The 24,077-nt window shown below is 54.7% G+C and carries 14 protein-coding genes, 6 tRNA genes and 3 rRNA genes; 22 read left to right on the top strand and 1 reads right to left on the bottom strand.

The genetic code is table 11. The features are described from left to right. Positions 1–3: 3 nt before the first annotated feature. Entirely contained in the window at positions 4–1,422 is a 1,419-nt protein-coding gene (locus ATH90_RS25840) for a peptidoglycan DD-metalloendopeptidase family protein (protein ID WP_069078395.1), read from the bottom strand. 209 nt (positions 1,423–1,631) lie between these two features. Between ATH90_RS25840 and tyrS the strand changes: the two genes are divergently transcribed. The 22 genes from tyrS (at position 1,632) to rpsL (ending at position 24,074) form a co-directional block, all read left to right on the top strand. Then, positions 1,632–2,831 (top strand): tyrosine--tRNA ligase, encoded by a 1,200-nt coding sequence (tyrS, locus tag ATH90_RS25835; RefSeq protein WP_034109594.1) that lies wholly within the window; start codon positions 1,632–1,634, stop codon positions 2,829–2,831. Positions 2,832–3,384: 553 nt separating this feature from the next. After that, positions 3,385–4,921, top strand: a 16S ribosomal RNA gene (locus ATH90_RS25825). A gap of 82 nt (positions 4,922–5,003) precedes the next feature. Next, positions 5,004–5,080 (top strand) — tRNA-Ile (locus ATH90_RS25820). A gap of 30 nt (positions 5,081–5,110) precedes the next feature. After that, positions 5,111–5,186: transfer RNA gene (locus ATH90_RS25815), tRNA-Ala, on the top strand. Between the two features lie 251 nt (positions 5,187–5,437). Continuing rightward, positions 5,438–8,329 (top strand): 23S ribosomal RNA (locus ATH90_RS25810). Positions 8,330–8,485: 156 nt separating this feature from the next. Then, positions 8,486–8,601 (top strand): 5S ribosomal RNA (rrf, locus tag ATH90_RS25805). The 16S, 23S and 5S rRNA genes sit together here with 2 tRNA genes alongside, the layout of an rRNA operon. Positions 8,602–8,769: 168 nt before the next feature. Further along, positions 8,770–9,729 carry a bifunctional biotin--[acetyl-CoA-carboxylase] ligase/biotin operon repressor BirA gene (birA, locus tag ATH90_RS25800; protein WP_098467452.1) on the top strand — a complete coding sequence of 320 codons (960 nt, stop codon included), beginning with the start codon at positions 8,770–8,772 and terminating at the stop codon, positions 9,727–9,729. Continuing rightward, on the top strand, positions 9,719–10,468 hold the full coding sequence (locus ATH90_RS25795; RefSeq protein ID WP_098467451.1) for a pantothenate kinase: 750 nt from the start codon (positions 9,719–9,721) through the stop codon (positions 10,466–10,468). Before birA ends, ATH90_RS25795 begins: the two co-directional genes overlap by 11 nt. A 7-nt stretch (positions 10,469–10,475) precedes the next feature. Further along, entirely contained in the window at positions 10,476–10,922 is a 447-nt protein-coding gene (locus ATH90_RS25790) for a hypothetical protein (RefSeq protein ID WP_034109570.1), read from the top strand. A gap of 143 nt (positions 10,923–11,065) precedes the next feature. Then, positions 11,066–11,150: transfer RNA gene (locus ATH90_RS25785), tRNA-Tyr, on the top strand. A 24-nt stretch (positions 11,151–11,174) separates the two neighbouring features. Further along, a tRNA-Gly gene (locus tag ATH90_RS25780) sits at positions 11,175–11,248 on the top strand. 25 nt (positions 11,249–11,273) lie between these two features. After that, a tRNA-Thr gene (locus ATH90_RS25775) sits at positions 11,274–11,349 on the top strand. Positions 11,350–11,507: 158 nt separating this feature from the next. Then, a tRNA-Trp gene (locus tag ATH90_RS25770) sits at positions 11,508–11,583 on the top strand. A gap of 45 nt (positions 11,584–11,628) precedes the next feature. Next, positions 11,629–11,997, top strand: coding sequence for a preprotein translocase subunit SecE (gene secE, locus ATH90_RS25765; protein ID WP_003194658.1), 369 nt, complete (start codon positions 11,629–11,631; stop codon positions 11,995–11,997). Positions 11,998–12,006: 9 nt separating this feature from the next. Then, positions 12,007–12,540: a transcription termination/antitermination protein NusG gene (gene nusG / locus ATH90_RS25760; protein ID WP_003176436.1), complete on the top strand. Its 534-nt coding sequence runs from the start codon at positions 12,007–12,009 to the stop codon at positions 12,538–12,540. 117 nt (positions 12,541–12,657) lie between these two features. Beyond that, positions 12,658–13,089 carry a 50S ribosomal protein L11 gene (gene rplK / locus ATH90_RS25755; RefSeq protein ID WP_003176435.1) on the top strand — a complete coding sequence of 144 codons (432 nt, stop codon included), beginning with the start codon at positions 12,658–12,660 and terminating at the stop codon, positions 13,087–13,089. Beyond that, on the top strand, positions 13,089–13,784 hold the full coding sequence (rplA, locus tag ATH90_RS25750; RefSeq protein ID WP_003176434.1) for a 50S ribosomal protein L1: 696 nt from the start codon (positions 13,089–13,091) through the stop codon (positions 13,782–13,784). The genes rplK and rplA overlap by 1 nt, the downstream gene beginning before the upstream one ends. A 199-nt stretch (positions 13,785–13,983) precedes the next feature. Continuing rightward, on the top strand, positions 13,984–14,484 hold the full coding sequence (rplJ, locus tag ATH90_RS25745; RefSeq protein ID WP_016969477.1) for a 50S ribosomal protein L10: 501 nt from the start codon (positions 13,984–13,986) through the stop codon (positions 14,482–14,484). A gap of 78 nt (positions 14,485–14,562) precedes the next feature. Next, the gene (gene rplL, locus ATH90_RS25740) at positions 14,563–14,928 is read left to right on the top strand and encodes a 50S ribosomal protein L7/L12 (protein ID WP_034109568.1); all 366 of its coding nucleotides are present in this window, start codon (positions 14,563–14,565) and stop codon (positions 14,926–14,928) included. A 219-nt stretch (positions 14,929–15,147) separates the two neighbouring features. Beyond that, positions 15,148–19,221 carry a DNA-directed RNA polymerase subunit beta gene (rpoB, locus tag ATH90_RS25735; RefSeq protein ID WP_034109566.1) on the top strand — a complete coding sequence of 1,358 codons (4,074 nt, stop codon included), beginning with the start codon at positions 15,148–15,150 and terminating at the stop codon, positions 19,219–19,221. A 64-nt stretch (positions 19,222–19,285) separates the two neighbouring features. Next, entirely contained in the window at positions 19,286–23,485 is a 4,200-nt protein-coding gene (gene rpoC, locus ATH90_RS25730) for a DNA-directed RNA polymerase subunit beta' (protein ID WP_034109564.1), read from the top strand. 217 nt (positions 23,486–23,702) lie between these two features. Further along, positions 23,703–24,074, top strand: coding sequence for a 30S ribosomal protein S12 (gene rpsL / locus ATH90_RS25725; RefSeq protein WP_002555494.1), 372 nt, complete (start codon positions 23,703–23,705; stop codon positions 24,072–24,074). Positions 24,075–24,077 lie beyond the last annotated feature (3 nt).

Here is a 24,077-nt window from a genome sequence, read left to right as displayed (position 1 = left end):
ACCTTAACGCTTCGCCGAAGCCAGCAGGGTGGAGCGCTCTTGATCCATGCGCGCCATCAATGGCTGGCTCTGTTGCATGAAGCGCGCGCGCTCGGACTTGGCGATCGGGTCGGCCATTGGCAGTTTCTGGCCCAGCGGGTCGACGTGTACGCCATTGACCTGGAACTCATAGTGCAAGTGCGGCCCGGTGGACAGGCCGGTGGTACCGATATAGCCGATCACCTGGCCTTGCTTCACGGTGCCGCCGGTCTGCACGCCCTTGGCGAAGCCCTGCATGTGGCCATACAGCGTACGGTAGGTGTTGCCGTGTTGGATGATCACGGTATTGCCATAACCACCCCGACGCCCGGCCAACAGCACTTTGCCGTCGCCGGCTGCCTTGATCGGCGTGCCGCGTGGGGCGGCATAGTCGACGCCTTTATGGGCGCGGATTTTGTTCAGAATTGGATGCTTGCGACCCATGGAGAAACGCGAGCTAATACGAGCGAAGTCCACGGGGGTACGGATGAAGGCTTTGCGCATGCTGTTGCCGTCGGCCGTGTAGTAGCTGCTGTTGCCTTGTTTGTTGGTATAGCGCACGGCGGTGTAGGTCTTGCCGCGGTTGGTGAAGCGTGCAGAGAGAATGTTGCCCGTGCCGACAACCTTGCCATTCGCGACTTTCTGCTCGTAGATCACATCGAATTCATCGCCTTGGCGGATGTCCTGGGCGAAGTCGATGTCGTAGCCGAACACGCTGGCCATGTCCATGGTCATGCTGTGGGACAGGCCGGCGCGGGCAGCTGATTGTGACAGCGAGCTGTTGATGACGCCGTGGACGTAGGCGGAGCGCATCACCGGTTTGGTGGTGATGCGGTTGAAGGCAAAGCCTTTGGCGCCTTTTGTCAGGGTGATGCTTTCGAGGTCGCTGACATTGCTGTGCAGGTTGTGCAGCTGGCCGTCAGGCGTCAGTTCGAATTCAAGTTTCTGGCCGTGCTTGAGCTGGGTGAATTGCTTGGCTTGCTTATCACTGGCCAGTACTTCATTGACGGTGGCAGCAGGGAGACCGACTTTTTCGAACAGGGTCGACAGCGTGTCGCCCTTGGCCACGATCACTTCGCGGTGTTGAGGGTTCTTGGCCGCGTCAGCGACTCGCGCTGGCTGGTCCTGGACGGCTTGCTGTGTATCTTCGGGGCTGCTTTCTATCTGGGCGAACGGCGATTCGGTAGGTGCGTTTGTGGCTTGTTGCGCGTCGGAAGCGTCTTGATCTTGTGTCAGTTGTTCAACTGGACTTTCCAGGTCAAGGCTCAGGGATGTTCGTTTGGCTTCTACGTCACTGGAAGGGAATACCAGGAGTGCCAGGCTGAGAAGGGCGGCGATACCACTTGCGGCGAGCAGGTGGGTCTTCGGGTAAAGCGGCGGCGCTTTAGACGGTTCAGTGGTCATAGGTAATTTTGACTTTGAAGATGAAATGGAAAAGATGAATGACATGATGAAGATGAAATAACTGTATAAAATATAACCAAATCATCTGTGGCGCAAGCTCGCGAACGCTGGGCTTGCTGAACGGTGTCCGTTCGCAGGGCAAAACTTGTAATTAGTCCCTGATCTTGTATGGTTGGTTCCCTTTTGAATCTGAGCCTTGCGGGTCTGTTATGAAGTCGGTTGAAGAGCAGCTAGCGCTGATAAAACGTGGTGCGGAAGAACTGTTGGTCGAGGCAGAGCTGATCGAAAAGCTCAAGCGTGGCCAACCCCTGCGTATTAAGGCTGGCTTTGATCCGACTGCGCCGGATCTGCACTTGGGCCATACCGTGCTTATTAATAAGCTGCGTCAGTTCCAGGAGCTGGGGCATCAGGTCATCTTCCTTATAGGTGACTTCACCGGGATGATCGGTGATCCGAGTGGCAAGAGCGCCACGCGCCCGCCGCTGACCCGTGAGCAGGTCCTCGATAATGCCGAGACCTATAAGACACAGGTATTCAAGATTCTCGATCCGGCGAAGACCGAGGTGGCGTTCAACTCCACTTGGATGGATCAGATGGGGCCGGCGGATTTCATTCGCCTGACTTCCCAGTACACCGTCGCGCGCATGCTTGAGCGTGATGACTTCGACAAGCGTTACTCCACCAATCAACCGATCGCCATTCATGAGTTCCTCTATCCGCTGGTCCAGGGTTATGACTCGGTAGCGTTGCGTGCGGACGTTGAGCTGGGTGGTACCGACCAGAAGTTCAACCTGTTGATGGGGCGTGAGTTGCAGCGTGCGTATGGGCAGGAGGCCCAGTGCATTCTCACTATGCCGTTGCTGGAAGGTTTGGATGGCGTCAAGAAGATGTCCAAGTCCCTGGGCAACTATGTCGGTATCCAGGAGGCGCCGGGCGTGATGTACGGCAAGCTGGTCTCGATTCCTGACGCGCTGATGTGGCGTTACTTCGAGTTGCTGAGTTTCCGTTCGATGGATGAGATCAATGCGCTGCGTGCTGATGTAGAGGCAGGTGCCAATCCGCGTGACGTGAAGATCAAGCTGGCGGAAGAGATTGTTGCGCGCTTCCACGGCGAAGAGGCTGCGGCGAATGCTCATCGCGCAGCGGGCAATCGCATGAAGGATGGCGAGCTGCCGGATGATCTGCCGGAGATCGAACTGTCTGCTGCTGAGGCAATGCCGATTGCTGCCGTCCTTAATAAGGCAGGCCTGGTCAAGAACTCGGCGGTCGCGCGTGACCTCCTGGGTTCCGGTGGTGTGCGTGTAGATGGTGAGGTTGTTGATCGCACCTTTATATACGAGCTGGGCGCCACTCATGTTTGTCAGGCTGGGAAGAAGGCATTTGCGCGCATTACGCTCAAATCCGAATAAACCTGAAATTAAGTGTTGACGGCGAATTATATCTGTCTATAATTCGCCCCACTTCCGGCGCAGTCGAAACGTAAAACTCCTTGGTAAACAAGCAGTTACGCAGAATTCGACAGCGAGTTGCTTCAGTTCATCGAAGCCCAGAAGGAGTTGGTAGAGCGGTGTTGTTTGGCTCTATTAACGTTTCGATCTTCTCGGTCGAAAGCGGAGAAAAAGAGGTGTTGACAGCAGCGTGTAACGCTGTAGAATTCGCCTCCCGCTAACGAGAGATCGGAAGCGCAAGTGGTTGAAGTTGTTGAAGAATTCTTCGAAAACTTCTGAAAATAATCACTTGACAGCAAATGAGGCTGCTGTAGAATGCGCGCCTCGGTTGAGACGAAAGATCTTAACCAACCGCTCTTTAACAACTGAATCAAGCAATTCGTGTGGGTGCTTGTGGAGTCAGACTGATAGTCAACAAGATTATCAGCATCACAAGTTACTCCGCGAGAAATCAAAGATGTAACCAACGATTGCTGAGCCAAGTTTAGGGTTTCTTAAAAACCCAAAGATGTTTGAACTGAAGAGTTTGATCATGGCTCAGATTGAACGCTGGCGGCAGGCCTAACACATGCAAGTCGAGCGGTAGAGAGAAGCTTGCTTCTCTTGAGAGCGGCGGACGGGTGAGTAATGCCTAGGAATCTGCCTGGTAGTGGGGGATAACGTTCGGAAACGGACGCTAATACCGCATACGTCCTACGGGAGAAAGCAGGGGACCTTCGGGCCTTGCGCTATCAGATGAGCCTAGGTCGGATTAGCTAGTTGGTGGGGTAATGGCTCACCAAGGCGACGATCCGTAACTGGTCTGAGAGGATGATCAGTCACACTGGAACTGAGACACGGTCCAGACTCCTACGGGAGGCAGCAGTGGGGAATATTGGACAATGGGCGAAAGCCTGATCCAGCCATGCCGCGTGTGTGAAGAAGGTCTTCGGATTGTAAAGCACTTTAAGTTGGGAGGAAGGGCAGTTGCCTAATACGTAACTGTTTTGACGTTACCGACAGAATAAGCACCGGCTAACTCTGTGCCAGCAGCCGCGGTAATACAGAGGGTGCAAGCGTTAATCGGAATTACTGGGCGTAAAGCGCGCGTAGGTGGTTTGTTAAGTTGGATGTGAAATCCCCGGGCTCAACCTGGGAACTGCATTCAAAACTGACTGACTAGAGTATGGTAGAGGGTGGTGGAATTTCCTGTGTAGCGGTGAAATGCGTAGATATAGGAAGGAACACCAGTGGCGAAGGCGACCACCTGGACTAATACTGACACTGAGGTGCGAAAGCGTGGGGAGCAAACAGGATTAGATACCCTGGTAGTCCACGCCGTAAACGATGTCAACTAGCCGTTGGAAGCCTTGAGCTTTTAGTGGCGCAGCTAACGCATTAAGTTGACCGCCTGGGGAGTACGGCCGCAAGGTTAAAACTCAAATGAATTGACGGGGGCCCGCACAAGCGGTGGAGCATGTGGTTTAATTCGAAGCAACGCGAAGAACCTTACCAGGCCTTGACATCCAATGAACTTTCTAGAGATAGATTGGTGCCTTCGGGAACATTGAGACAGGTGCTGCATGGCTGTCGTCAGCTCGTGTCGTGAGATGTTGGGTTAAGTCCCGTAACGAGCGCAACCCTTGTCCTTAGTTACCAGCACGTAATGGTGGGCACTCTAAGGAGACTGCCGGTGACAAACCGGAGGAAGGTGGGGATGACGTCAAGTCATCATGGCCCTTACGGCCTGGGCTACACACGTGCTACAATGGTCGGTACAGAGGGTTGCCAAGCCGCGAGGTGGAGCTAATCCCATAAAACCGATCGTAGTCCGGATCGCAGTCTGCAACTCGACTGCGTGAAGTCGGAATCGCTAGTAATCGCGAATCAGAATGTCGCGGTGAATACGTTCCCGGGCCTTGTACACACCGCCCGTCACACCATGGGAGTGGGTTGCACCAGAAGTAGCTAGTCTAACCTTCGGGAGGACGGTTACCACGGTGTGATTCATGACTGGGGTGAAGTCGTAACAAGGTAGCCGTAGGGGAACCTGCGGCTGGATCACCTCCTTAATCGACGACATCAGCTGCTCCATAAGTTCCCACACGAATTGCTTGATTCATTGAAGAAGACGATAAGAAGCAGCCCGAAATTGGGTCTGTAGCTCAGTTGGTTAGAGCGCACCCCTGATAAGGGTGAGGTCGGCAGTTCGAATCTGCCCAGACCCACCAATTTTGTGTGGGAAACGCCTGTAGAAATACGGGGCCATAGCTCAGCTGGGAGAGCGCCTGCCTTGCACGCAGGAGGTCAACGGTTCGATCCCGTTTGGCTCCACCACTACTGCTTCTGAAAGTTTTGAAAGCTTAGAAATGAGCATTCCACCAAGACGGTGATGAATGTTGATTTCTAGTCTTTGATTAGATCGTTCTTTAAAAATTTGGGTATGTGATAGAAAGATAGACTGAACGTTACTTTCACTGGTAACGGATCAGGCTAAGGTAAAATTTGTGAGTTACTCGTAATTGAGTATTATCGAATTTTCGGCGAATGTCGTCTTCACAGTATAACCAGATTGCTTGGGGTTATATGGTCAAGTGAAGAAGCGCATACGGTGGATGCCTTGGCAGTCAGAGGCGATGAAAGACGTGGTAGCCTGCGAAAAGCTTCGGGGAGTCGGCAAACAGACTTTGATCCGGAGATGTCTGAATGGGGGAACCCAGCCATCATAAGATGGTTATCTTGTACTGAATACATAGGTGCAAGAGGCGAACCAGGGGAACTGAAACATCTAAGTACCCTGAGGAAAAGAAATCAACCGAGATTCCCTTAGTAGTGGCGAGCGAACGGGGACTAGCCCTTAAGTGGCTTTGAGATTAGCGGAACGCTCTGGAAAGTGCGGCCATAGTGGGTGATAGCCCTGTACGCGAAAATCTCTTAGTCATGAAATCGAGTAGGACGGAGCACGAGAAACTTTGTCTGAATATGGGGGGACCATCCTCCAAGGCTAAATACTACTGACTGACCGATAGTGAACTAGTACCGTGAGGGAAAGGCGAAAAGAACCCCGGAGAGGGGAGTGAAATAGATCCTGAAACCGTATGCGTACAAGCAGTGGGAGCAGACTTTGTTCTGTGACTGCGTACCTTTTGTATAATGGGTCAGCGACTTATTTTCAGTGGCGAGCTTAACCGAATAGGGGAGGCGTAGCGAAAGCGAGTCTTAATAGGGCGTCTAGTCGCTGGGAATAGACCCGAAACCGGGCGATCTATCCATGGGCAGGTTGAAGGTTGGGTAACACTAACTGGAGGACCGAACCGACTACCGTTGAAAAGTTAGCGGATGACCTGTGGATCGGAGTGAAAGGCTAATCAAGCTCGGAGATAGCTGGTTCTCCTCGAAAGCTATTTAGGTAGCGCCTCATGTATCACTGTAGGGGGTAGAGCACTGTTTCGGCTAGGGGGTCATCCCGACTTACCAAACCGATGCAAACTCCGAATACCTACAAGTGCCGAGCATGGGAGACACACGGCGGGTGCTAACGTCCGTCGTGAAAAGGGAAACAACCCAGACCGTCAGCTAAGGTCCCAAAGTTATGGTTAAGTGGGAAACGATGTGGGAAGGCTTAGACAGCTAGGAGGTTGGCTTAGAAGCAGCCACCCTTTAAAGAAAGCGTAATAGCTCACTAGTCGAGTCGGCCTGCGCGGAAGATGTAACGGGGCTCAAACCATACACCGAAGCTACGGGTATCACGTAAGTGATGCGGTAGAGGAGCGTTCTGTAAGCCTGTGAAGGTGAGTTGAGAAGCTTGCTGGAGGTATCAGAAGTGCGAATGCTGACATGAGTAACGACAATGGGTGTGAAAAACACCCACGCCGAAAGACCAAGGTTTCCTGCGCAACGTTAATCGACGCAGGGTTAGTCGGTCCCTAAGGCGAGGCTGAAAAGCGTAGTCGATGGAAAACAGGTTAATATTCCTGTACTTCTGGTTATTGCGATGGAGGGACGGAGAAGGCTAGGCCAGCTTGGCGTTGGTTGTCCAAGTTTAAGGTGGTAGGCTGGAATCTTAGGTAAATCCGGGATTCTAAGGCCGAGAGCTGATGACGAGTTATCTTTTAGATAACGAAGTGGTTGATGCCATGCTTCCAAGAAAAGCTTCTAAGCTTCAGGTAACCAGGAACCGTACCCCAAACCGACACAGGTGGTTGGGTAGAGAATACCAAGGCGCTTGAGAGAACTCGGGTGAAGGAACTAGGCAAAATGGCACCGTAACTTCGGGAGAAGGTGCGCCGGTGAGGGTGAAGGACTTGCTCCGTAAGCTCATGCCGGTCGAAGATACCAGGCCGCTGCGACTGTTTATTAAAAACACAGCACTCTGCAAACACGAAAGTGGACGTATAGGGTGTGACGCCTGCCCGGTGCCGGAAGGTTAATTGATGGGGTTAGCTAACGCGAAGCTCTTGATCGAAGCCCCGGTAAACGGCGGCCGTAACTATAACGGTCCTAAGGTAGCGAAATTCCTTGTCGGGTAAGTTCCGACCTGCACGAATGGCGTAACGATGGCGGCGCTGTCTCCACCCGAGACTCAGTGAAATTGAAATCGCTGTGAAGATGCAGTGTATCCGCGGCTAGACGGAAAGACCCCGTGAACCTTTACTATAGCTTTGCACTGGACTTTGAATTTGCTTGTGTAGGATAGGTGGGAGGCTTTGAAGCGTGGACGCCAGTTCGCGTGGAGCCATCCTTGAAATACCACCCTGGCAACTTTGAGGTTCTAACTCAGGTCCGTTATCCGGATCGAGGACAGTGTATGGTGGGTAGTTTGACTGGGGCGGTCTCCTCCTAAAGAGTAACGGAGGAGTACGAAGGTGCGCTCAGACCGGTCGGAAATCGGTCGTAGAGTATAAAGGCAAAAGCGCGCTTGACTGCGAGACAGACACGTCGAGCAGGTACGAAAGTAGGTCTTAGTGATCCGGTGGTTCTGTATGGAAGGGCCATCGCTCAACGGATAAAAGGTACTCCGGGGATAACAGGCTGATACCGCCCAAGAGTTCATATCGACGGCGGTGTTTGGCACCTCGATGTCGGCTCATCACATCCTGGGGCTGAAGCCGGTCCCAAGGGTATGGCTGTTCGCCATTTAAAGTGGTACGCGAGCTGGGTTTAGAACGTCGTGAGACAGTTCGGTCCCTATCTGCCGTGGACGTTTGAGATTTGAGAGGGGCTGCTCCTAGTACGAGAGGACCGGAGTGGACGAACCTCTGGTGTTCCGGTTGTCACGCCAGTGGCATTGCCGGGTAGCTATGTTCGGAATAGATAACCGCTGAAAGCATCTAAGCGGGAAACTAGCCTCAAGATGAGATCTCACTGGAACCTTGAGTTCCCTGAAGGGCCGTCGAAGACTACGACGTTGATAGGTTGGGTGTGTAAGCGCTGTGAGGCGTTGAGCTAACCAATACTAATTGCCCGTGAGGCTTGACCATATAACACCCAAGCAATTTGACTACTCTAACGAGCATCAGATTGCGGTGTGTGAAGACGAAATGAACCGAAAGTTCGAATCTCACAAACACCGAAAGCTATCACATACCCATTTTGCTGAAGCGAGGCCAGCTGGCCACGACTCAGTACCCGAATTTCTTGACGACCATAGAGCATTGGAACCACCTGATCCCATCCCGAACTCAGCAGTGAAACGATGCATCGCCGATGGTAGTGTGGGGTTTCCCCATGTGAGAGTAGGTCATCGTCAAGATTAAATTCCAGAACCCCTGTTTGCTAACGCAGACAGGGGTTTTGTTTTGGGCGGTCGAAAAGTTCGTAGAGGCTCATTGGCCTGTCCTTCAATGCTAAAGTCCGGCGTTTCTATGCAATGACCCTGCGCATGGCTATCATGCGTGCCTCATTGTGAGGCGATACTTGCATGCTGACGTTGTTAAAACTTCTGAAAGATGGCCGATTTCATTCCGGAGAAGCACTTGGCGCCGCCCTCGGTGTCAGTCGCAGTGCTGTCTGGAAACAGCTCCAGCACCTTGAGGCTGAGTTGAATCTGCCCATCCATAAGGTTCGGGGCAAGGGGTACCAGTTGGCGTCACCGCTGGTGTTCCTGAGTGCTGAGGATATTGCGCTGCACGCACCCTCGTTGGCATGGCCTGTTCATATATCTGATTCCATTGACTCCACGAATGCCGAAGCCTTGCGTCTTGTTGATGCGGGTTGCGCGGCACCGTTCCTGGTGCTTGCTGAACAGCAAACAGCGGGAAGAGGCAGAAGAGGGCGGAAGTGGGTCAGCCCTTTTGCGCAAAACGTTTATTACAGTCTTGTATTGCGTATTGAGGCTGGTCTTCGGCAATTGGAGGGGCTAAGCCTCGTCGTAGGTTTGGCGGTCATGCAGGCCTTGCGCGAGTCGGGTGTGCGGGGGGCTGGGCTGAAGTGGCCAAACGATGTCCTGGTCGGGCAGAAGAAGATCGCCGGAATTTTGCTGGAGTTGGTAGGGGACCCTGCTGATATCTGTCACGTTGTCCTCGGAATAGGTATCAATGTGAATATGCAGAGAGCTGACGAAGTAGACCAGCAATGGACTTCGGTGCAGCTTGAGACCGGCTTTCCGGTTGATCGCAACGCGTTAGTGGCGCAGCTGGGGCTGCAGTTGCAAGGCTACCTTGATCAGCATCGCAAGGGCGGTTTTGTCGCGCTTCAAGAGGAGTGGGAGCAGAATCACGCATGGCAGGGGCGGCCGGTGTCTCTTATAGCGGGTGTTAACCAGGTTGATGGGGTCGTGCTGGGTGTAGACCGTCAGGGGGCATTGCGCTTGGACGTCGATGGCGTTGAGAAAATTTACAGTGGCGGAGAGTTAAGCCTGAGGTTGCGTGATGATTCTTGAGCTCGACTGTGGGAATAGCTTTATCAAATGGCGTGTGCTCGAGTCGGAAAAGGCGAGCGCTTCGGCGGAGGGGGTTGTTGGTTCGGATCTGGCGTTGATTGAAAGCCTGGTAGCGCTTCCTGGGTTGTTACTGACGCGCTGCCGATTGGTGAGCGTTCGCGCCTTGGAAGAAACAAGCAAGCTGGTTGCGACCCTGCATGAGGCTTTCGGCATTGCTGTTTCGTGTGCTGCTCCCGCACGAGAGATAGCTGGGGTGCGCAACGGCTACGAAGATTTCGAGCGTCTGGGGCTTGATCGCTGGTTGGCGATGCTTGGTGGGTTCAAGCTGGCGCGCGGCGCTTGTCTGGTGCTTGATTTTGGCACGGCAGCCACAGCAGATTTTATTGCGGCGGACGGCGAGCATCTGGGTGGGTTCATTTGCCCAGGTATGCCTCTCATGCGCAACCAACTGCGAACCCACACGCGCAAGATACGCTATGACGACGCCGCCGCTGAAAGGGCGCTCGAGCGCCTCTCCCCGGGTCGTACCACCGTAGAGGCGGTGGAGCGTGGCTGCACGCTGATGCTGAGAGGGTTTGTACTGACTCAGTTAGAGTTGGCGAGAAGCTATTGGGGGGATGACTTCACCGTGTTCCTGACCGGAGGAGACGCTGATCTGGTGACGGATGCAGTGCCGCAGGCGCGACTCGTTCCTGACCTGGTATTTGTCGGCTTGGCGATGGCTTGCCCTTTGTCCTGAGGTGATTATGCGTTGGCTGTTTTTGCTTCTACTTGTTCTCAACGCCTTCTACTACATTTGGCATCAACAAGAAGCGCCGTTGCGCGCTAAAGATGTCACGCCCCTGAGCCTTTACAAAGGCTCACAGCAGGACATTCGCCTGCTCAGTGAGTCCTCTGACGCTGTGGTGCGCCGAGATCGCGCAAAAGCGTCAGAGACGCAAAGCACTTGCCTGTACATCGGTGGCTTTGCGGATCTGCGCCAGGCTCAGTCTGTTGAGCAACGGCTCACGAGCCTGGATATAAAGGTCAAGGTTCAATTGTTGAATACTGCGGATGCCTCGGGCTACTGGCTCCGCGTAGCCCCCGAAAGTCGACGCCTTGCTGACGATCTGCCCTTTGAAAACCTTGCTAAGGAATTCAATGAGTTAAAACATAAGATAATGTTGTGCGAAGGCGTTGCAACTCTCGAATAGTTTGCATAGAATGGCGCCCGCTTCGCAGTGAAGACCTTCAAGGTCAACAAGGTGAAGCGAAGGTCAATGCAGCTAACCTCATATTTTTAAATGAGAAAATGCTTGACAGAAGGTCGGCGTAATGTAAAATGCCGGCTCGCTTAGGAGGGGTTCCCGAGCGGCCAAAGGGATCAGACTGTAAATCTGACGTCTACGACTTCGAAGGTTCGAATCCTTCCCCCTCCACCATTTTTAGCGTGAGCTGCAAGCTCCGCGGGTATAGTTTAGTGGTAGAACCTCAGCCTTCCAAGCTGATGATGCGGGTTCGATTCCCGCTACCCGCTCCAAGTTTGCAGGTTGTGCAGGTGTTTTGCTCTTGTAGCTCAGTTGGTAGAGCACACCCTTGGTAAGGGTGAGGTCAGCGGTTCAAATCCGCTCAAGAGCTCCATATAACAAGGCAGATATGAAAATATCTGCCTTTGTTTTAACAGCTACCTCGGCTTGATGGTGTTGCGCCTGGTCTTGTAGGGCGATTTCAAGTCTAGTGGGGTTGGTTGTTGTAAAGTCTTTTTCAGGCCTGCATAATGGTCGGCCTGATTTTGTTTTAGGTCAGTAGCTCAATTGGCAGAGCGACGGTCTCCAAAACCGTAGGTTGGGGGTTCGATTCCCTCCTGACCTGCCAGATTCACGTGGTGTGTCTGGCTTTCTTTTCACAGGATCTTCATAGATGACTCCTAAGGCTGAAGCTCAAAGCTCTCGTTTCGATCTGGTCAAGTGGCTCGCTGTAGTCGCCTTGGTGGTCGTAGGCGTTGTTGGTAATCAGTACTATTCTGCTTCGCCGATCCTGTACCGCGTACTCGCTTTGCTTGCCCTTGCTGCTGTAGCTGCCTTTGTAGGCCTGCAGACTGCCAAAGGCAAGTCTTTCGCGGTCCTGGTAAAGGAAGCTCGCACCGAAATCCGTAAAGTCGTTTGGCCGACTCGCCAAGAAACCACGCAGACCACGTTGATCGTTGTGGCTGTTGTACTGGTTATGGCGTTGCTGTTGTGGGGGCTTGATTCCCTGCTCGGCTGGCTTGTTTCCTTGATTGTTGGCTAAGGGTGTCCCGTGGCTAAGCGTTGGTACGTTGTGCATGCTTACTCGGGTTACGAGAAGCATGTTATGCGCTCTTTGCTAGAGCGCGTAAAGCTGGCAGGCATGGAAGATGGCTTCGGCGAAATTCTGGTTCCCACTGAAGAAGTGGTTGAAATGCGGAATGGCCAGAAGCGCAAAAGCGAACGCAAGTTCTTCCCTGGCTATGTGCTGGTTCAGATGGACATGAATGAAGGTACTTGGCACTTGGTCAAGGACACTCCTCGTGTCATGGGTTTCATTGGCGGTACCGCTGATAAGCCTGCTCCTATCACCGACAAAGAGGCGGAAGCGATTCTGCGTCGTGTTGCTGATGGTAGCGACAAGCCTAAGCCGAAGACGCTCTTCGAGCCGGGTGAGGTTGTTCGTGTCACAGATGGTCCGTTTGCTGATTTCAACGGTACTGTCGAAGAAGTTAACTACGAAAAGAGCCGGATCCAAGTGGCAGTGCTCATTTTCGGTCGCTCTACTCCGGTAGAGTTAGAGTTCAGCCAGGTCGAGAAGGTCTAGCTGAACAAGCATCCCAACCCCGCAGCCTTAGGCTGTGGGGTTTTGTCGTCACTGGGATAAACGCGCAAGTAACCGGGGAGCCTTTCGAGGCGCTTGAACCCGTAATTGGAGTGCCTCATGGCCAAGAAGATTACCGCTTACATCAAGCTGCAAGTGAAGGCCGCTCAGGCCAACCCTAGCCCACCCGTCGGTCCAGCTCTGGGTCAGCACGGCGTGAACATCATGGAATTCTGCAAGGCCTTCAACGCCCGTACTCAGGGTCTTGAGCCAGGTCTGCCGACTCCAGTGATCATCACTGTATACAGCGACCGTAGCTTCACTTTCGAAACCAAGTCGACCCCGGCTTCGGTTCTGTTGAAGAAAGCTGCTGGTCTGACTAGCGGTTCCGCTCGTCCGAACACCGTTAAGGTTGGCACCGTGACTCGTGCTCAGCTGGAAGAAATCGCGAAAACCAAAAACGCGGATCTGACTGCAGCTGATATGGATGCAGCCGTGCGTACCATCGCCGGTTCTGCTCGTAGCATGGGCCTTAACGTGGAGGGTGTGTAATGGCTAAGCTGACCAAGCGCCAAAAGGCTATCGCCGGCAAAATCGAAGCGGGCAAGTCCTACAACTTTGTAGACGCCGCCGCCCTGCTGACCGAGCTGTCGACTGTCAAGTTCAGCGAGTCCGTTGACGTTGCTGTGAACCTGGGTGTTGACCCACGTAAATCCGACCAGGTCGTTCGTAGCGCAACTGTGCTGCCACACGGTACTGGCAAGACTGTACGTGTAGCTGTCTTCACCCAAGGCCCGGCAGCTGAAGCTGCTCTGGCCGCCGGCGCTGATCGCGTTGGCATGGATGACCTGGCTGCCGAAATGAAAGGCGGCGACCTGAACTACGACGTAGTTATTGCTTCCCCGGATGCAATGCGCGTTGTAGGTCAGTTGGGTCAGATCCTGGGTCCACGTGGCCTGATGCCTAACCCGAAAGTCGGCACCGTAACGCCAGACGTAGCTACCGCGGTTAAAAACGCCAAGGCTGGTCAGGTTCGTTATCGCACCGACAAAAACGGCATCATTCACACCTCCGTTGGCAAAGTCGGCTTCGATGCCGTCAAGCTGAAGGAAAACGTTGAAGCCCTGATCGCTGATCTGAAGCGTATCAAGCCAGCTTCCTCGAAAGGTATCTACGTCAAGCGCGTTACCCTGAGCACCACTATGGGCCCAGGTCTGGTCATCGACCAAGGTTCGCTCGACGTATAAGACACAGGTTGGCGTGAGAGATTACGTCAATTGAAAAAATTGGGGTCCCTGCCTGGCGGGGGCTATCCAAGACCGTAGGCGACGCAAGTCTTAAACCACAAGCCTACGCAGATGGTGCTCCCGGTTCCTTACCGAATCAGACACCAAAACGACATCCGGCTCCGGCCAGATGAAACGGTAACAAGCAGGAGTTAAACCCGTGGCAATTAATCTCGAAGACAAGAAGGCCATCGTCGCTGAAGTCAACGAGGCTGCCAAAGCTGCTCTGTCCGCTGTCGTGGCTGATGCCCGTGGTGTGACAGTAGGCGCTATGACCGGACTCCGTAAAGAGGCTCGTGAAGCTGGCGTATACGTACGTGTTGTACGTAACACCCTGCTCAAGCGCGCTGTTGCTGACACTGAATACAGTGTTCTCAACGACGTGTTCACCGGCCCGACTCTGATCGCGTTCTCCAAAGAACATCCAGGCGCTGCTGCCCGTTTGTTCAAAGAATTCGCCAAGAGTCAGGATAAGTTCGAGATCAAGGCAGCTGCGTTCGAGGGCAAGTTCCTCGCAGCTAACCAAATCGACGTACTGGCAACACTGCCGACCCGCGACGAAGCCATTTCGCAGCTGATGAGCGTGATTCAAGGCGCTACCAGCAAGCTGGCTCGTACTCTGGCCGCAGTTCGCGAGCAAAAAGAAGCCGCCGCAGCCTAAGGCTGAGCGACTTCTCTCGCGTATTTTTGTTTATTTCGATGGCCGAGTAGGCCGTCCCCCAATTCAGGAAATACAGCAATGTCTATCTCCCAAGACGATATCCTCAACGCCGTAGCTGAAATGTCGGTTCTGCAGGTTGTTGAGCTGATCAAAGCTTTCGAAGAAAAATTCGGCGTTTCCGCTGCCGCTGCTTCCGCTGGCCCAGCTGCTGCTGCTGCCGTTGTTGAAGAGCAAACCGAATTCAACGTCATGCTGACCGAAGCTGGCGAGAAGAAAGTAAACGTGATCAAGGCAGTACGTGAACTGACCGGTCTGGGCCTGAAAGAAGCCAAGGCTGTAGTTGACGGCGCTCCTGCCCTGGTTCTGGAAGCTGTTGCCAAAGACGCAGCTGACAAAGCCAAAGCTACTCTGGAAGAAGCAGGCGCTAAAGTCGAGCTGAAGTAAGCATCGACCTTGCGTCTCCAGCCCAAGCGTTAAGCTGAAGGCTGATGGCTGGTGGCTCTTGCCACCGGCCTTTTTCCGTTCTTGGCTGTCGACTCGGTCGCCGCCATTAACGCGCTGTAGCCACCCGAAGCGGTGGTGCAAACCATGGGGTTTGCAAGATTTTCTGGCTGCTCCCGTCGGAGGGGCCAAACAAGCAGGTGACCAAGCTGGGGAACGCTGATGGCTTACTCATATACTGAGAAAAAACGTATCCGCAAGGACTTTAGCAAGTTGCCGGACGTCATGGATGTCCCGTACCTTCTGGCTATCCAGCTGGATTCGTATCGTGAATTCTTGCAGGCGGGAGCGACCAAAGATCAGTTCCGCGACGTGGGCCTGCATGCGGCCTTCAAATCCGTTTTCCCGATCATCAGCTACTCCGGCAATGCTGCGCTGGAGTACGTGGGTTATCGCCTGGGCGAACCGGCATTTGATGTCAAAGAATGCGTGTTGCGCGGTGTTACGTACGCCGTACCTTTGCGGGTAAAAGTCCGCCTGATCATTTTCGACAAAGAATCGTCGAACAAAGCGATCAAGGACATCAAAGAGCAAGAAGTCTACATGGGCGAAATCCCATTGATGACTGAGAACGGTACCTTCGTTATCAACGGTACCGAGCGTGTGATCGTTTCCCAGCTGCACCGTTCCCCGGGCGTGTTCTTCGACCACGACCGCGGCAAGACGCACAGCTCCGGCAAGCTCCTGTACTCCGCGCGGATCATTCCGTACCGTGGTTCGTGGTTGGACTTCGAGTTCGACCCGAAAGACTGCGTGTTCGTGCGTATCGACCGTCGTCGCAAGCTGCCGGCCTCGGTACTGCTGCGCGCGCTCGGCTATACCACTGAGCAAGTGCTGGACGCCTTCTACACCACCAACGTATTCAGCCTGAAGGATGAAACCCTCAAGCTGGAGCTGATCGCGTCGCGTCTGCGTGGTGAAATTGCCGTTCTGGATATCCAGGATGAAAAAGGCAAGGTCATTGTTGAAGCTGGCCGTCGTATCACTGCGCGCCACATCAACCAGATCGAAAAAGCCGGTATCAAGGAACTGGAAGTGCCTCTGGACTACGTCCTGGGTCGCACTACCGCCAAGGTCATCGTTCACCCGGCTACAGGCGAAATCCTGGCTGAGTGCAACACCGAGCTGAACACCGAGATCCTGGCCAAAATCGCCAAGGCCCAGGTTGTTCGTATCGAGACCCTGTACACCAACGACATCGACTGCGGTCCGTTCATCTCCGACACACTGAAGATCGACTCCACCAGCAACCAATTGGAAGCGCTGGTCGAGATCTATCGCATGATGCGTCCTGGCGAGCCACCGACCAAAGACGCTGCCGAAACCCTGTTCAACAACCTGTTCTTCAGCCCTGAGCGCTATGACCTGTCTGCGGTCGGCCGGATGAAGTTCAACCGTCGTATCGGTCGTACCGAGATCGAAGGTTCGGGCGTGTTGTGCAAGGAAGATATCGTTGCGGTCCTGAAGACCCTGGTCGACATCCGTAACGGCAAAGGCATCGTCGATGACATCGACCACCTGGGTAACCGTCGTGTTCGCTGCGTAGGCGAAATGGCCGAGAACCAGTTCCGCGTTGGCCTGGTACGTGTTGAGCGTGCGGTCAAAGAGCGTCTGTCGATGGCTGAAAGCGAAGGCCTGATGCCGCAAGACCTGATCAACGCCAAGCCAGTGGCTGCGGCGGTGAAAGAGTTCTTTGGTTCCAGCCAGCTTTCCCAGTTCATGGACCAGAACAACCCGCTCTCCGAGATCACCCACAAGCGCCGTGTATCCGCACTGGGCCCGGGCGGTCTGACCCGTGAGCGTGCTGGCTTTGAAGTTCGTGACGTACACCCGACGCACTATGGTCGTGTTTGCCCGATCGAAACGCCGGAAGGTCCGAACATCGGTCTGATCAACTCCCTGGCCGCTTATGCGCGCACCAACCAGTACGGCTTCCTCGAGAGCCCGTACCGCGTGGTGAAAGACGCTCTGGTCACCGACGAGATCGTATTCCTGTCCGCCATCGAAGAAGCAGATCACGTGATCGCTCAGGCTTCGGCCACGATGAACGACAAGAAAGTCCTGATCGACGAACTGGTAGCTGTTCGTCACCTGAACGAGTTCACCGTCAAGGCGCCGGAAGACGTCACCTTGATGGACGTTTCGCCGAAGCAGGTAGTTTCGGTTGCAGCGTCGCTGATCCCGTTCCTGGAGCACGATGACGCCAACCGTGCGTTGATGGGTTCCAACATGCAGCGTCAAGCTGTACCCACCCTGCGCGCTGACAAGCCGCTGGTAGGTACCGGCATGGAGCGTAACGTAGCTCGTGACTCCGGCGTTTGCGTCGTGGCTCGTCGTGGCGGCGTGATCGATTCTGTGGATGCTAGCCGTATCGTGGTTCGTGTTGCCGATGACGAAGTAGAAACTGGCGAAGCCGGTGTCGACATCTACAACCTGACCAAATACACCCGCTCGAACCAGAACACCTGCATTAACCAGCGTCCGCTGGTGAGCAAGGGTGATCGCGTTCAGCGCAGCGACATCATGGCCGACGGCCCGTCCACCGATATGGGTGAACTGGCGCTGGGTCAGAACATGCGCATCGCGTTCATGGCGTGGAACGGCTTCAACTTCGAAGACTCCATCTGCCTGTCCGAGCGTGTTGTTCAGGAAGACCGTTTCACCACGATCCACATTCAGGAACTGACCTGTGTGGCACGTGACACCAAGCTTGGGCCAGAGGAAATCACTGCAGACATCCCGAACGTGGGTGAAGCTGCACTGAACAAGCTGGACGAAGCCGGTATCGTTTACGTAGGTGCTGAAGTAGGCGCGGGCGACATCCTGGTTGGTAAGGTCACTCCGAAAGGCGAGACCCAGCTGACTCCGGAAGAGAAGCTGTTGCGCGCGATCTTCGGTGAAAAAGCCAGCGACGTTAAAGACACCTCCCTGCGCGTACCTACCGGTACCAAAGGTACTGTCATCGACGTACAGGTCTTCACCCGTGACGGCGTTGAGCGTGATGCTCGTGCACTGTCCATCGAGAAGACCCAGCTCGACGAGATCCGCAAGGACCTAAACGAAGAGTTCCGTATCGTTGAAGGTGCGACCTTCGAACGTCTGCGTTCCGCCCTGGTAGGCCATAAGGCCGAAGGCGGCGCAGGCCTGAAGAAAGGTCAGGACATCACCGACGAAGTCCTCGACGGTCTTGAGCACGGCCAGTGGTTCAAACTGCGCATGGCTGAAGATGCTCTGAACGAGCAGCTCGAGAAGGCCCAGGCCTACATCGTTGATCGTCGCCGTCTGCTGGACGACAAGTTCGAAGACAAGAAGCGCAAACTGCAGCAGGGCGATGACCTGGCTCCAGGCGTGCTGAAAATCGTCAAGGTTTACCTGGCAATCCGTCGCCGCATCCAGCCGGGCGACAAGATGGCCGGTCGTCACGGTAACAAAGGTGTGGTCTCTGTGATCATGCCGGTTGAAGACATGCCGCACGATGCCAATGGCACCCCGGTCGACGTCGTCCTCAACCCGTTGGGCGTACCTTCGCGTATGAACGTTGGTCAGATCCTTGAAACCCACCTGGGCCTCGCGGCCAAAGGTCTGGGCGAGAAGATCAACCGTATGATCGAAGAGCAGCGCAAGGTCGCAGACCTGCGTAAGTTCCTGCACGAGATCTACAACGAGATCGGCGGTCGCAACGAAGAGCTGGACACCTTCTCCGACCAGGAAATCCTGGACCTGGCGAAGAACCTGCGCGGCGGCGTTCCGATGGCTACCCCGGTGTTCGACGGTGCCAAGGAAAGCGAAATCAAGGCCATGCTGAAACTGGCAGACCTGCCAGAAAGCGGCCAGATGCAGCTGTTCGACGGCCGTACCGGCAACAAGTTTGAGCGCCCGGTTACTGTTGGCTACATGTACATGCTGAAGCTGAACCACTTGGTAGACGACAAGATGCACGCTCGTTCTACCGGTTCGTACAGCCTGGTTACCCAGCAGCCGCTGGGTGGTAAGGCTCAGTTCGGTGGTCAGCGTTTCGGGGAGATGGAGGTCTGGGCACTGGAAGCATACGGTGCTGCTTACACTCTGCAAGAAATGCTCACAGTGAAGTCGGACGATGTGAACGGTCGGACCAAGATGTACAAAAACATCGTGGACGGCGATCACCGTATGGAGCCGGGCATGCCCGAGTCTTTCAACGTGTTGATCAAAGAAATTCGTTCCCTCGGCATCGATATCGATCTGGAAACCGAATAACACGTGACGCGAATCGAGAGCGGGGCTGTTTAGCCCGCTCTCTGCTCCGCCAGGAGGAAAGGCCTTGAAAGACCTACTGAATTTGCTGAAAAACCAGGGTCAAGTCGAAGAGTTCGACGCCATCCGTATTGGGTTGGCATCGCCTGAGATGATCCGTTCGTGGTCGTTCGGTGAAGTTAAAAAGCCGGAAACCATCAACTACCGTACGTTCAAACCCGAGCGTGACGGCCTGTTCTGCGCCAAGATCTTTGGCCCGGTTAAGGATTACGAGTGCCTGTGCGGTAAGTACAAGCGCTTGAAGCACCGTGGTGTGATCTGCGAGAAGTGCGGCGTTGAAGTTGCACTGGCCAAGGTTCGTCGTGAGCGTATGGCGCACATCGAACTGGCTTCGCCGGTTGCCCACATCTGGTTCCTGAAATCGCTGCCGTCCCGTATCGGCTTGCTGATGGACATGACCCTGCGTGATATCGAACGCGTTCTCTACTTCGAGAGCTATGTCGTTATCGATCCAGGCATGACCACCCTTGAAAAAGGCCAGCTGCTGAACGACGAGCAGTACTTCGAAGCGCTGGAAGAGTTCGGCGACGATTTCGATGCCCGCATGGGTGCCGAAGCTGTCCGCGAACTGCTGCACGCTATCGACCTGGAACACGAGATTGGCCGTCTGCGTGAAGAAATTCCGCAAACCAACTCCGAAACCAAGATCAAGAAGCTGTCCAAGCGTCTGAAGTTGATGGAGGCCTTCCAGGGCTCCGGCAACCTGCCAGAGTGGATGGTGCTGACCGTTCTGCCGGTTCTGCCGCCAGACCTGCGTCCGCTGGTACCGTTGGACGGTGGTCGTTTCGCGACTTCCGACCTCAACGACCTGTACCGTCGCGTGATCAACCGTAACAACCGCTTGAAGCGCCTGCTTGATCTGTCCGCTCCGGACATCATCGTGCGCAACGAAAAGCGTATGTTGCAAGAAGCTGTCGATGCCTTGCTCGACAACGGTCGTCGTGGCCGCGCTATCACCGGTTCGAACAAGCGTCCTCTGAAATCCCTGGCTGACATGATCAAGGGTAAGCAAGGTCGTTTCCGTCAGAACTTGCTCGGTAAGCGTGTTGACTACTCCGGTCGTTCGGTAATTACCGTAGGCCCGACCCTGCGTCTGCACCAGTGCGGTCTGCCTAAGAAGATGGCACTTGAGCTGTTCAAGCCATTCATCTTCGGCAAGCTGGAAATGCGCGGTCTCGCGACCACCATCAAAGCGGCCAAGAAAATGGTCGAGCGCGAACTGCCAGAGGTGTGGGACGTTCTCGCTGAAGTGATCCGCGAACACCCGGTTCTCCTCAACCGTGCACCGACCCTTCACCGTCTGGGCATCCAGGCGTTTGAACCAGTACTGATCGAAGGTAAGGCTATCCAGCTGCACCCGCTGGTCTGTGCTGCGTACAACGCCGACTTCGACGGCGACCAAATGGCCGTGCACGTACCGCTGACACTGGAAGCCCAGTTGGAAGCGCGCGCGTTGATGATGTCGACCAACAACATTCTGTCGCCAGCCAACGGTGAGCCAATCATCGTTCCGTCGCAGGACGTTGTATTGGGTCTGTACTACATGACTCGTGAAGCGATCAACGCCAAGGGCGAAGGTCGTGTGTTCGCTGACCTGCAAGAAGTTGACCGTGTGTTCCGTGCCGGCGAAGCCGCATTGCACGCCAAGGTCAAAGTGCGGATCAACGAAACCGTCAACGACCGTGATGGCGGCAGCGTGACCAACACTCGTATCGTCGACACGACTGTCGGCCGTGCGCTGTTGTATCAAGTTGTGCCGAAAGGTCTGTCGTACGACGTCGTCAACCTGCCGATGAAGAAAAAGGCGATCTCCAAGCTGATCAACCAGTGCTACCGCGTGGTTGGTTTGAAAGAGACCGTTATCTTCGCTGACCAGTTGATGTACACCGGTTTTGCTTACTCGACCATTTCCGGCGTTTCCATCGGTGTTAACGACTTCGTTATCCCGGATGAAAAAGCCCGCATCATCGGTGCAGCCACCGACGAAGTGAAAGAAATCGAAAGCCAGTACGCCTCCGGCCTGGTAACCCAGGGCGAGAAGTACAACAAAGTAATCGACCTTTGGTCGAAGGCGAACGACGAAGTTTCCAAGGCGATGATGGCCAACCTCTCGAAAGAGAAAGTCATCGACCGTCACGGTGACGAAGTTGACCAAGAGTCCTTCAACTCGATGTACATGATGGCCGACTCGGGCGCACGGGGTTCTGCTGCGCAGATCCGTCAGCTCGCCGGTATGCGTGGCCTGATGGCCAAGCCGGACGGTTCCATCATCGAAACGCCGATTACTGCGAACTTCCGTGAAGGTTTGAGCGTACTTCAGTACTTCATCTCGACTCACGGTGCTCGTAAAGGTCTGGCGGATACCGCGTTGAAAACCGCTAACTCCGGTTACCTGACTCGTCGTCTGGTAGACGTTGCACAAGATCTGGTCGTGACCGAGATCGATTGCGGCACCGAGCATGGCCTGCTGATGACTCCGCACATTGAAGGCGGTGACGTTGTAGAGCCGCTGGGTGAGCGCGTATTGGGTCGTGTCATTGCCCGTGACGTATTCAAGCCAGGTACCGAGGAAGTTATCGTTCCTGCCGGCACCCTGGTCGACGAGAAGTGGGTCGAGTTCATCGAACTCAACAGCATCGACGAAGTGATTGTTCGCTCGCCGATCAGCTGCGAAACCCGCTACGGTATCTGCGCCAAGTGCTACGGCCGTGACTTGGCTCGTGGTCACCAGGTGAACATCGGTGAAGCGGTCGGCGTTATCGCTGCCCAGTCCATCGGTGAACCGGGTACCCAGCTGACCATGCGTACGTTCCACATCGGTGGTGCGGCAAGCCGGACCTCCGCAGCTGACAGTGTTCAGGTGAAGAATGGCGGTACGGTCCGTCTGCACAACCTCAAGCACGTTGAGCGAGTGGATGGCCACCTGGTTGCTGTGTCCCGTTCCGGTGAGCTGGCAATCGCTGATGACTACGGTCGTGAGCGTGAGCGTTACAAGCTGCCGTACGGTGCTGTGATTTCGGTTAAAGAAGGTGACAAGGTCGACGCTGGCGCAATCGTGGCCAAGTGGGATCCGCACACTCACCCAATCGTTACCGAAATGAAAGGTACCGTGACCTACGTGGGCATGGAAGAGGGCATCACGATCAAGCGTCAGACTGACGAATTGACCGGTATGACCAACATTGAAGTACTCGACGCCAAAGATCGTCCAGCTGCCGGTAAAGACATCCGTCCTGCCGTGAAGATGGTTGATGACAACGGCAAGGATCTGTTGCTGCCAGGCACTGACGTAATCGCTCAGTACTTCCTGCCAGCCAACGCCCTGGTCGGTGTAGCGGATGGTGCGAAGATCGCGATCGGTGATGTTATCGCGCGTATCCCGCAAGAAACTTCGAAAACCCGTGACATCACCGGTGGTCTGCCGCGTGTTGCCGACTTGTTCGAAGCGCGTCGTCCGAAAGAAGCGTCGATTCTGGCTGAAGTCAGCGGCACCATCGCGTTCGGTAAAGAGACCAAGGGCAAGCGCCGTCTGGTCATTACCCCGAACGACGGTAGCGATCCGTATGAAGAGCTGATTCCTAAGTGGCGTCACCTGAACGTGTTCGAAGGCGAACAGGTAAACCGCGGCGAAGTTATCTCCGACGGTCCGAGCGATCCACACGACATCCTGCGTCTGCTGGGTGTGAGTGCGCTGGCCAAGTACATCGTTAACGAGATCCAGGACGTTTACCGCCTGCAAGGCGTGAAGATCAACGATAAGCACATCGAGACCATCCTGCGTCAGATGCTGCGTAAAGTTGAAATCGCTGAATCCGGCGATTCCAGTTTCATCAAGGGCGACCAGATGGAACTGACTCACGTACTGGTGGAAAACGAGCGCCTGGCGAACGAAGAGAAATTCGTTTCCAAGTTCACTCGCGTGCTGCTGGGTATCACCAAGGCGTCGTTGTCGACTGAATCGTTCATCTCGGCGGCCTCCTTCCAGGAGACCACTCGCGTACTGACCGAAGCAGCGGTAACCGGCAAGCGCGATTACTTGCGCGGCCTGAAAGAAAACGTGGTTGTGGGTCGTCTGATCCCAGCCGGTACCGGTTTGGCTTACCACAGCGAGCGCAAGCGCCGCCGTGATGCTGACAAGCCGTTGCGCGTAAGCGCCAGTGAAGTGGAAGCTGCACTGACCGAAGCGCTGAACTCAAGCGGTAACTGAGTTCTGCGATAAATAAGTCTGGGCCCTGGCAGCCCCCATTCGTCGGATCGAGGCATTTTTGCCCCGGTTCGATGAGAGGGGAGGTCGGGGCCTTGCCTTGACTGGGGACAAGATCCTCTTTAGACTCTTGTACCCCTAAATTTGGCGGGAATTCGTTCCTGCCATTTTGCTTTTCTTGCAAGACAATAGCGTCGCAAGACAACAGTGGAGCTAGTAGATGGCAACTATCAACCAGCTGGTACGTCAGCCGCGTAAGCGTATCGTCGAGAAATCCGACGTACCTGCGCTGCAGAACTGCCCGCAACGTCGTGGCGTATGCACTCGCGTGTATACCACTACGCCGAAAAAACCTAACTCGGCACTGCGTAAAGTATGCCGTGTGCGCCTGACCAACGGTTTCGAGGTTTCCTCGTACATCGGTGGTGAAGGTCACAACCTGCAAGAGCACAGCGTGGTACTGATCCGTGGCGGTCGTGTAAAAGACTTGCCAGGTGTTCGTTACCACACCGTACGCGGCTCCTTGGATACTTCCGGCGTTAAAGGTCGTAACCAGGGTCGTTCGAAGTACGGTACCAAGAAGCCTAAGTAGTAG

It is taken from the genome of Pseudomonas lurida, from assembly GCF_002563895.1.
Taxonomy (GTDB): domain Bacteria; phylum Pseudomonadota; class Gammaproteobacteria; order Pseudomonadales; family Pseudomonadaceae; genus Aquipseudomonas; species Aquipseudomonas lurida.
The sequence above is the reverse complement of the archived record's forward strand: the minus strand, read 5'-3'. Positions and strand labels throughout refer to the sequence as shown.

What these genes read in the sequence shown, in the direction of transcription:
- ATH90_RS25840 (WP_069078395.1), bottom strand. Translation starts at nt 1,422, where the DNA reads ATGACCACTGAACCGTCTAAAGCGCCGCCGCTTTACCCGAAGACCCAC.
- tyrS (WP_034109594.1), top strand. Translation starts at nt 1,632, where the DNA reads ATGAAGTCGGTTGAAGAGCAGCTAGCGCTGATAAAACGTGGTGCGGAA.
- birA (WP_098467452.1), top strand. Translation starts at nt 8,770, where the DNA reads ATGCTGACGTTGTTAAAACTTCTGAAAGATGGCCGATTTCATTCCGGA.
- ATH90_RS25795 (WP_098467451.1), top strand. Translation starts at nt 9,719, where the DNA reads ATGATTCTTGAGCTCGACTGTGGGAATAGCTTTATCAAATGGCGTGTG.
- ATH90_RS25790 (WP_034109570.1), top strand. Translation starts at nt 10,476, where the DNA reads ATGCGTTGGCTGTTTTTGCTTCTACTTGTTCTCAACGCCTTCTACTAC.
- secE (WP_003194658.1), top strand. Translation starts at nt 11,629, where the DNA reads ATGACTCCTAAGGCTGAAGCTCAAAGCTCTCGTTTCGATCTGGTCAAG.
- rplK (WP_003176435.1), top strand. Translation starts at nt 12,658, where the DNA reads ATGGCCAAGAAGATTACCGCTTACATCAAGCTGCAAGTGAAGGCCGCT.
- rplA (WP_003176434.1), top strand. Translation starts at nt 13,089, where the DNA reads ATGGCTAAGCTGACCAAGCGCCAAAAGGCTATCGCCGGCAAAATCGAA.
- rplL (WP_034109568.1), top strand. Translation starts at nt 14,563, where the DNA reads ATGTCTATCTCCCAAGACGATATCCTCAACGCCGTAGCTGAAATGTCG.
- rpoB (WP_034109566.1), top strand. Translation starts at nt 15,148, where the DNA reads ATGGCTTACTCATATACTGAGAAAAAACGTATCCGCAAGGACTTTAGC.
- rpsL (WP_002555494.1), top strand. Translation starts at nt 23,703, where the DNA reads ATGGCAACTATCAACCAGCTGGTACGTCAGCCGCGTAAGCGTATCGTC.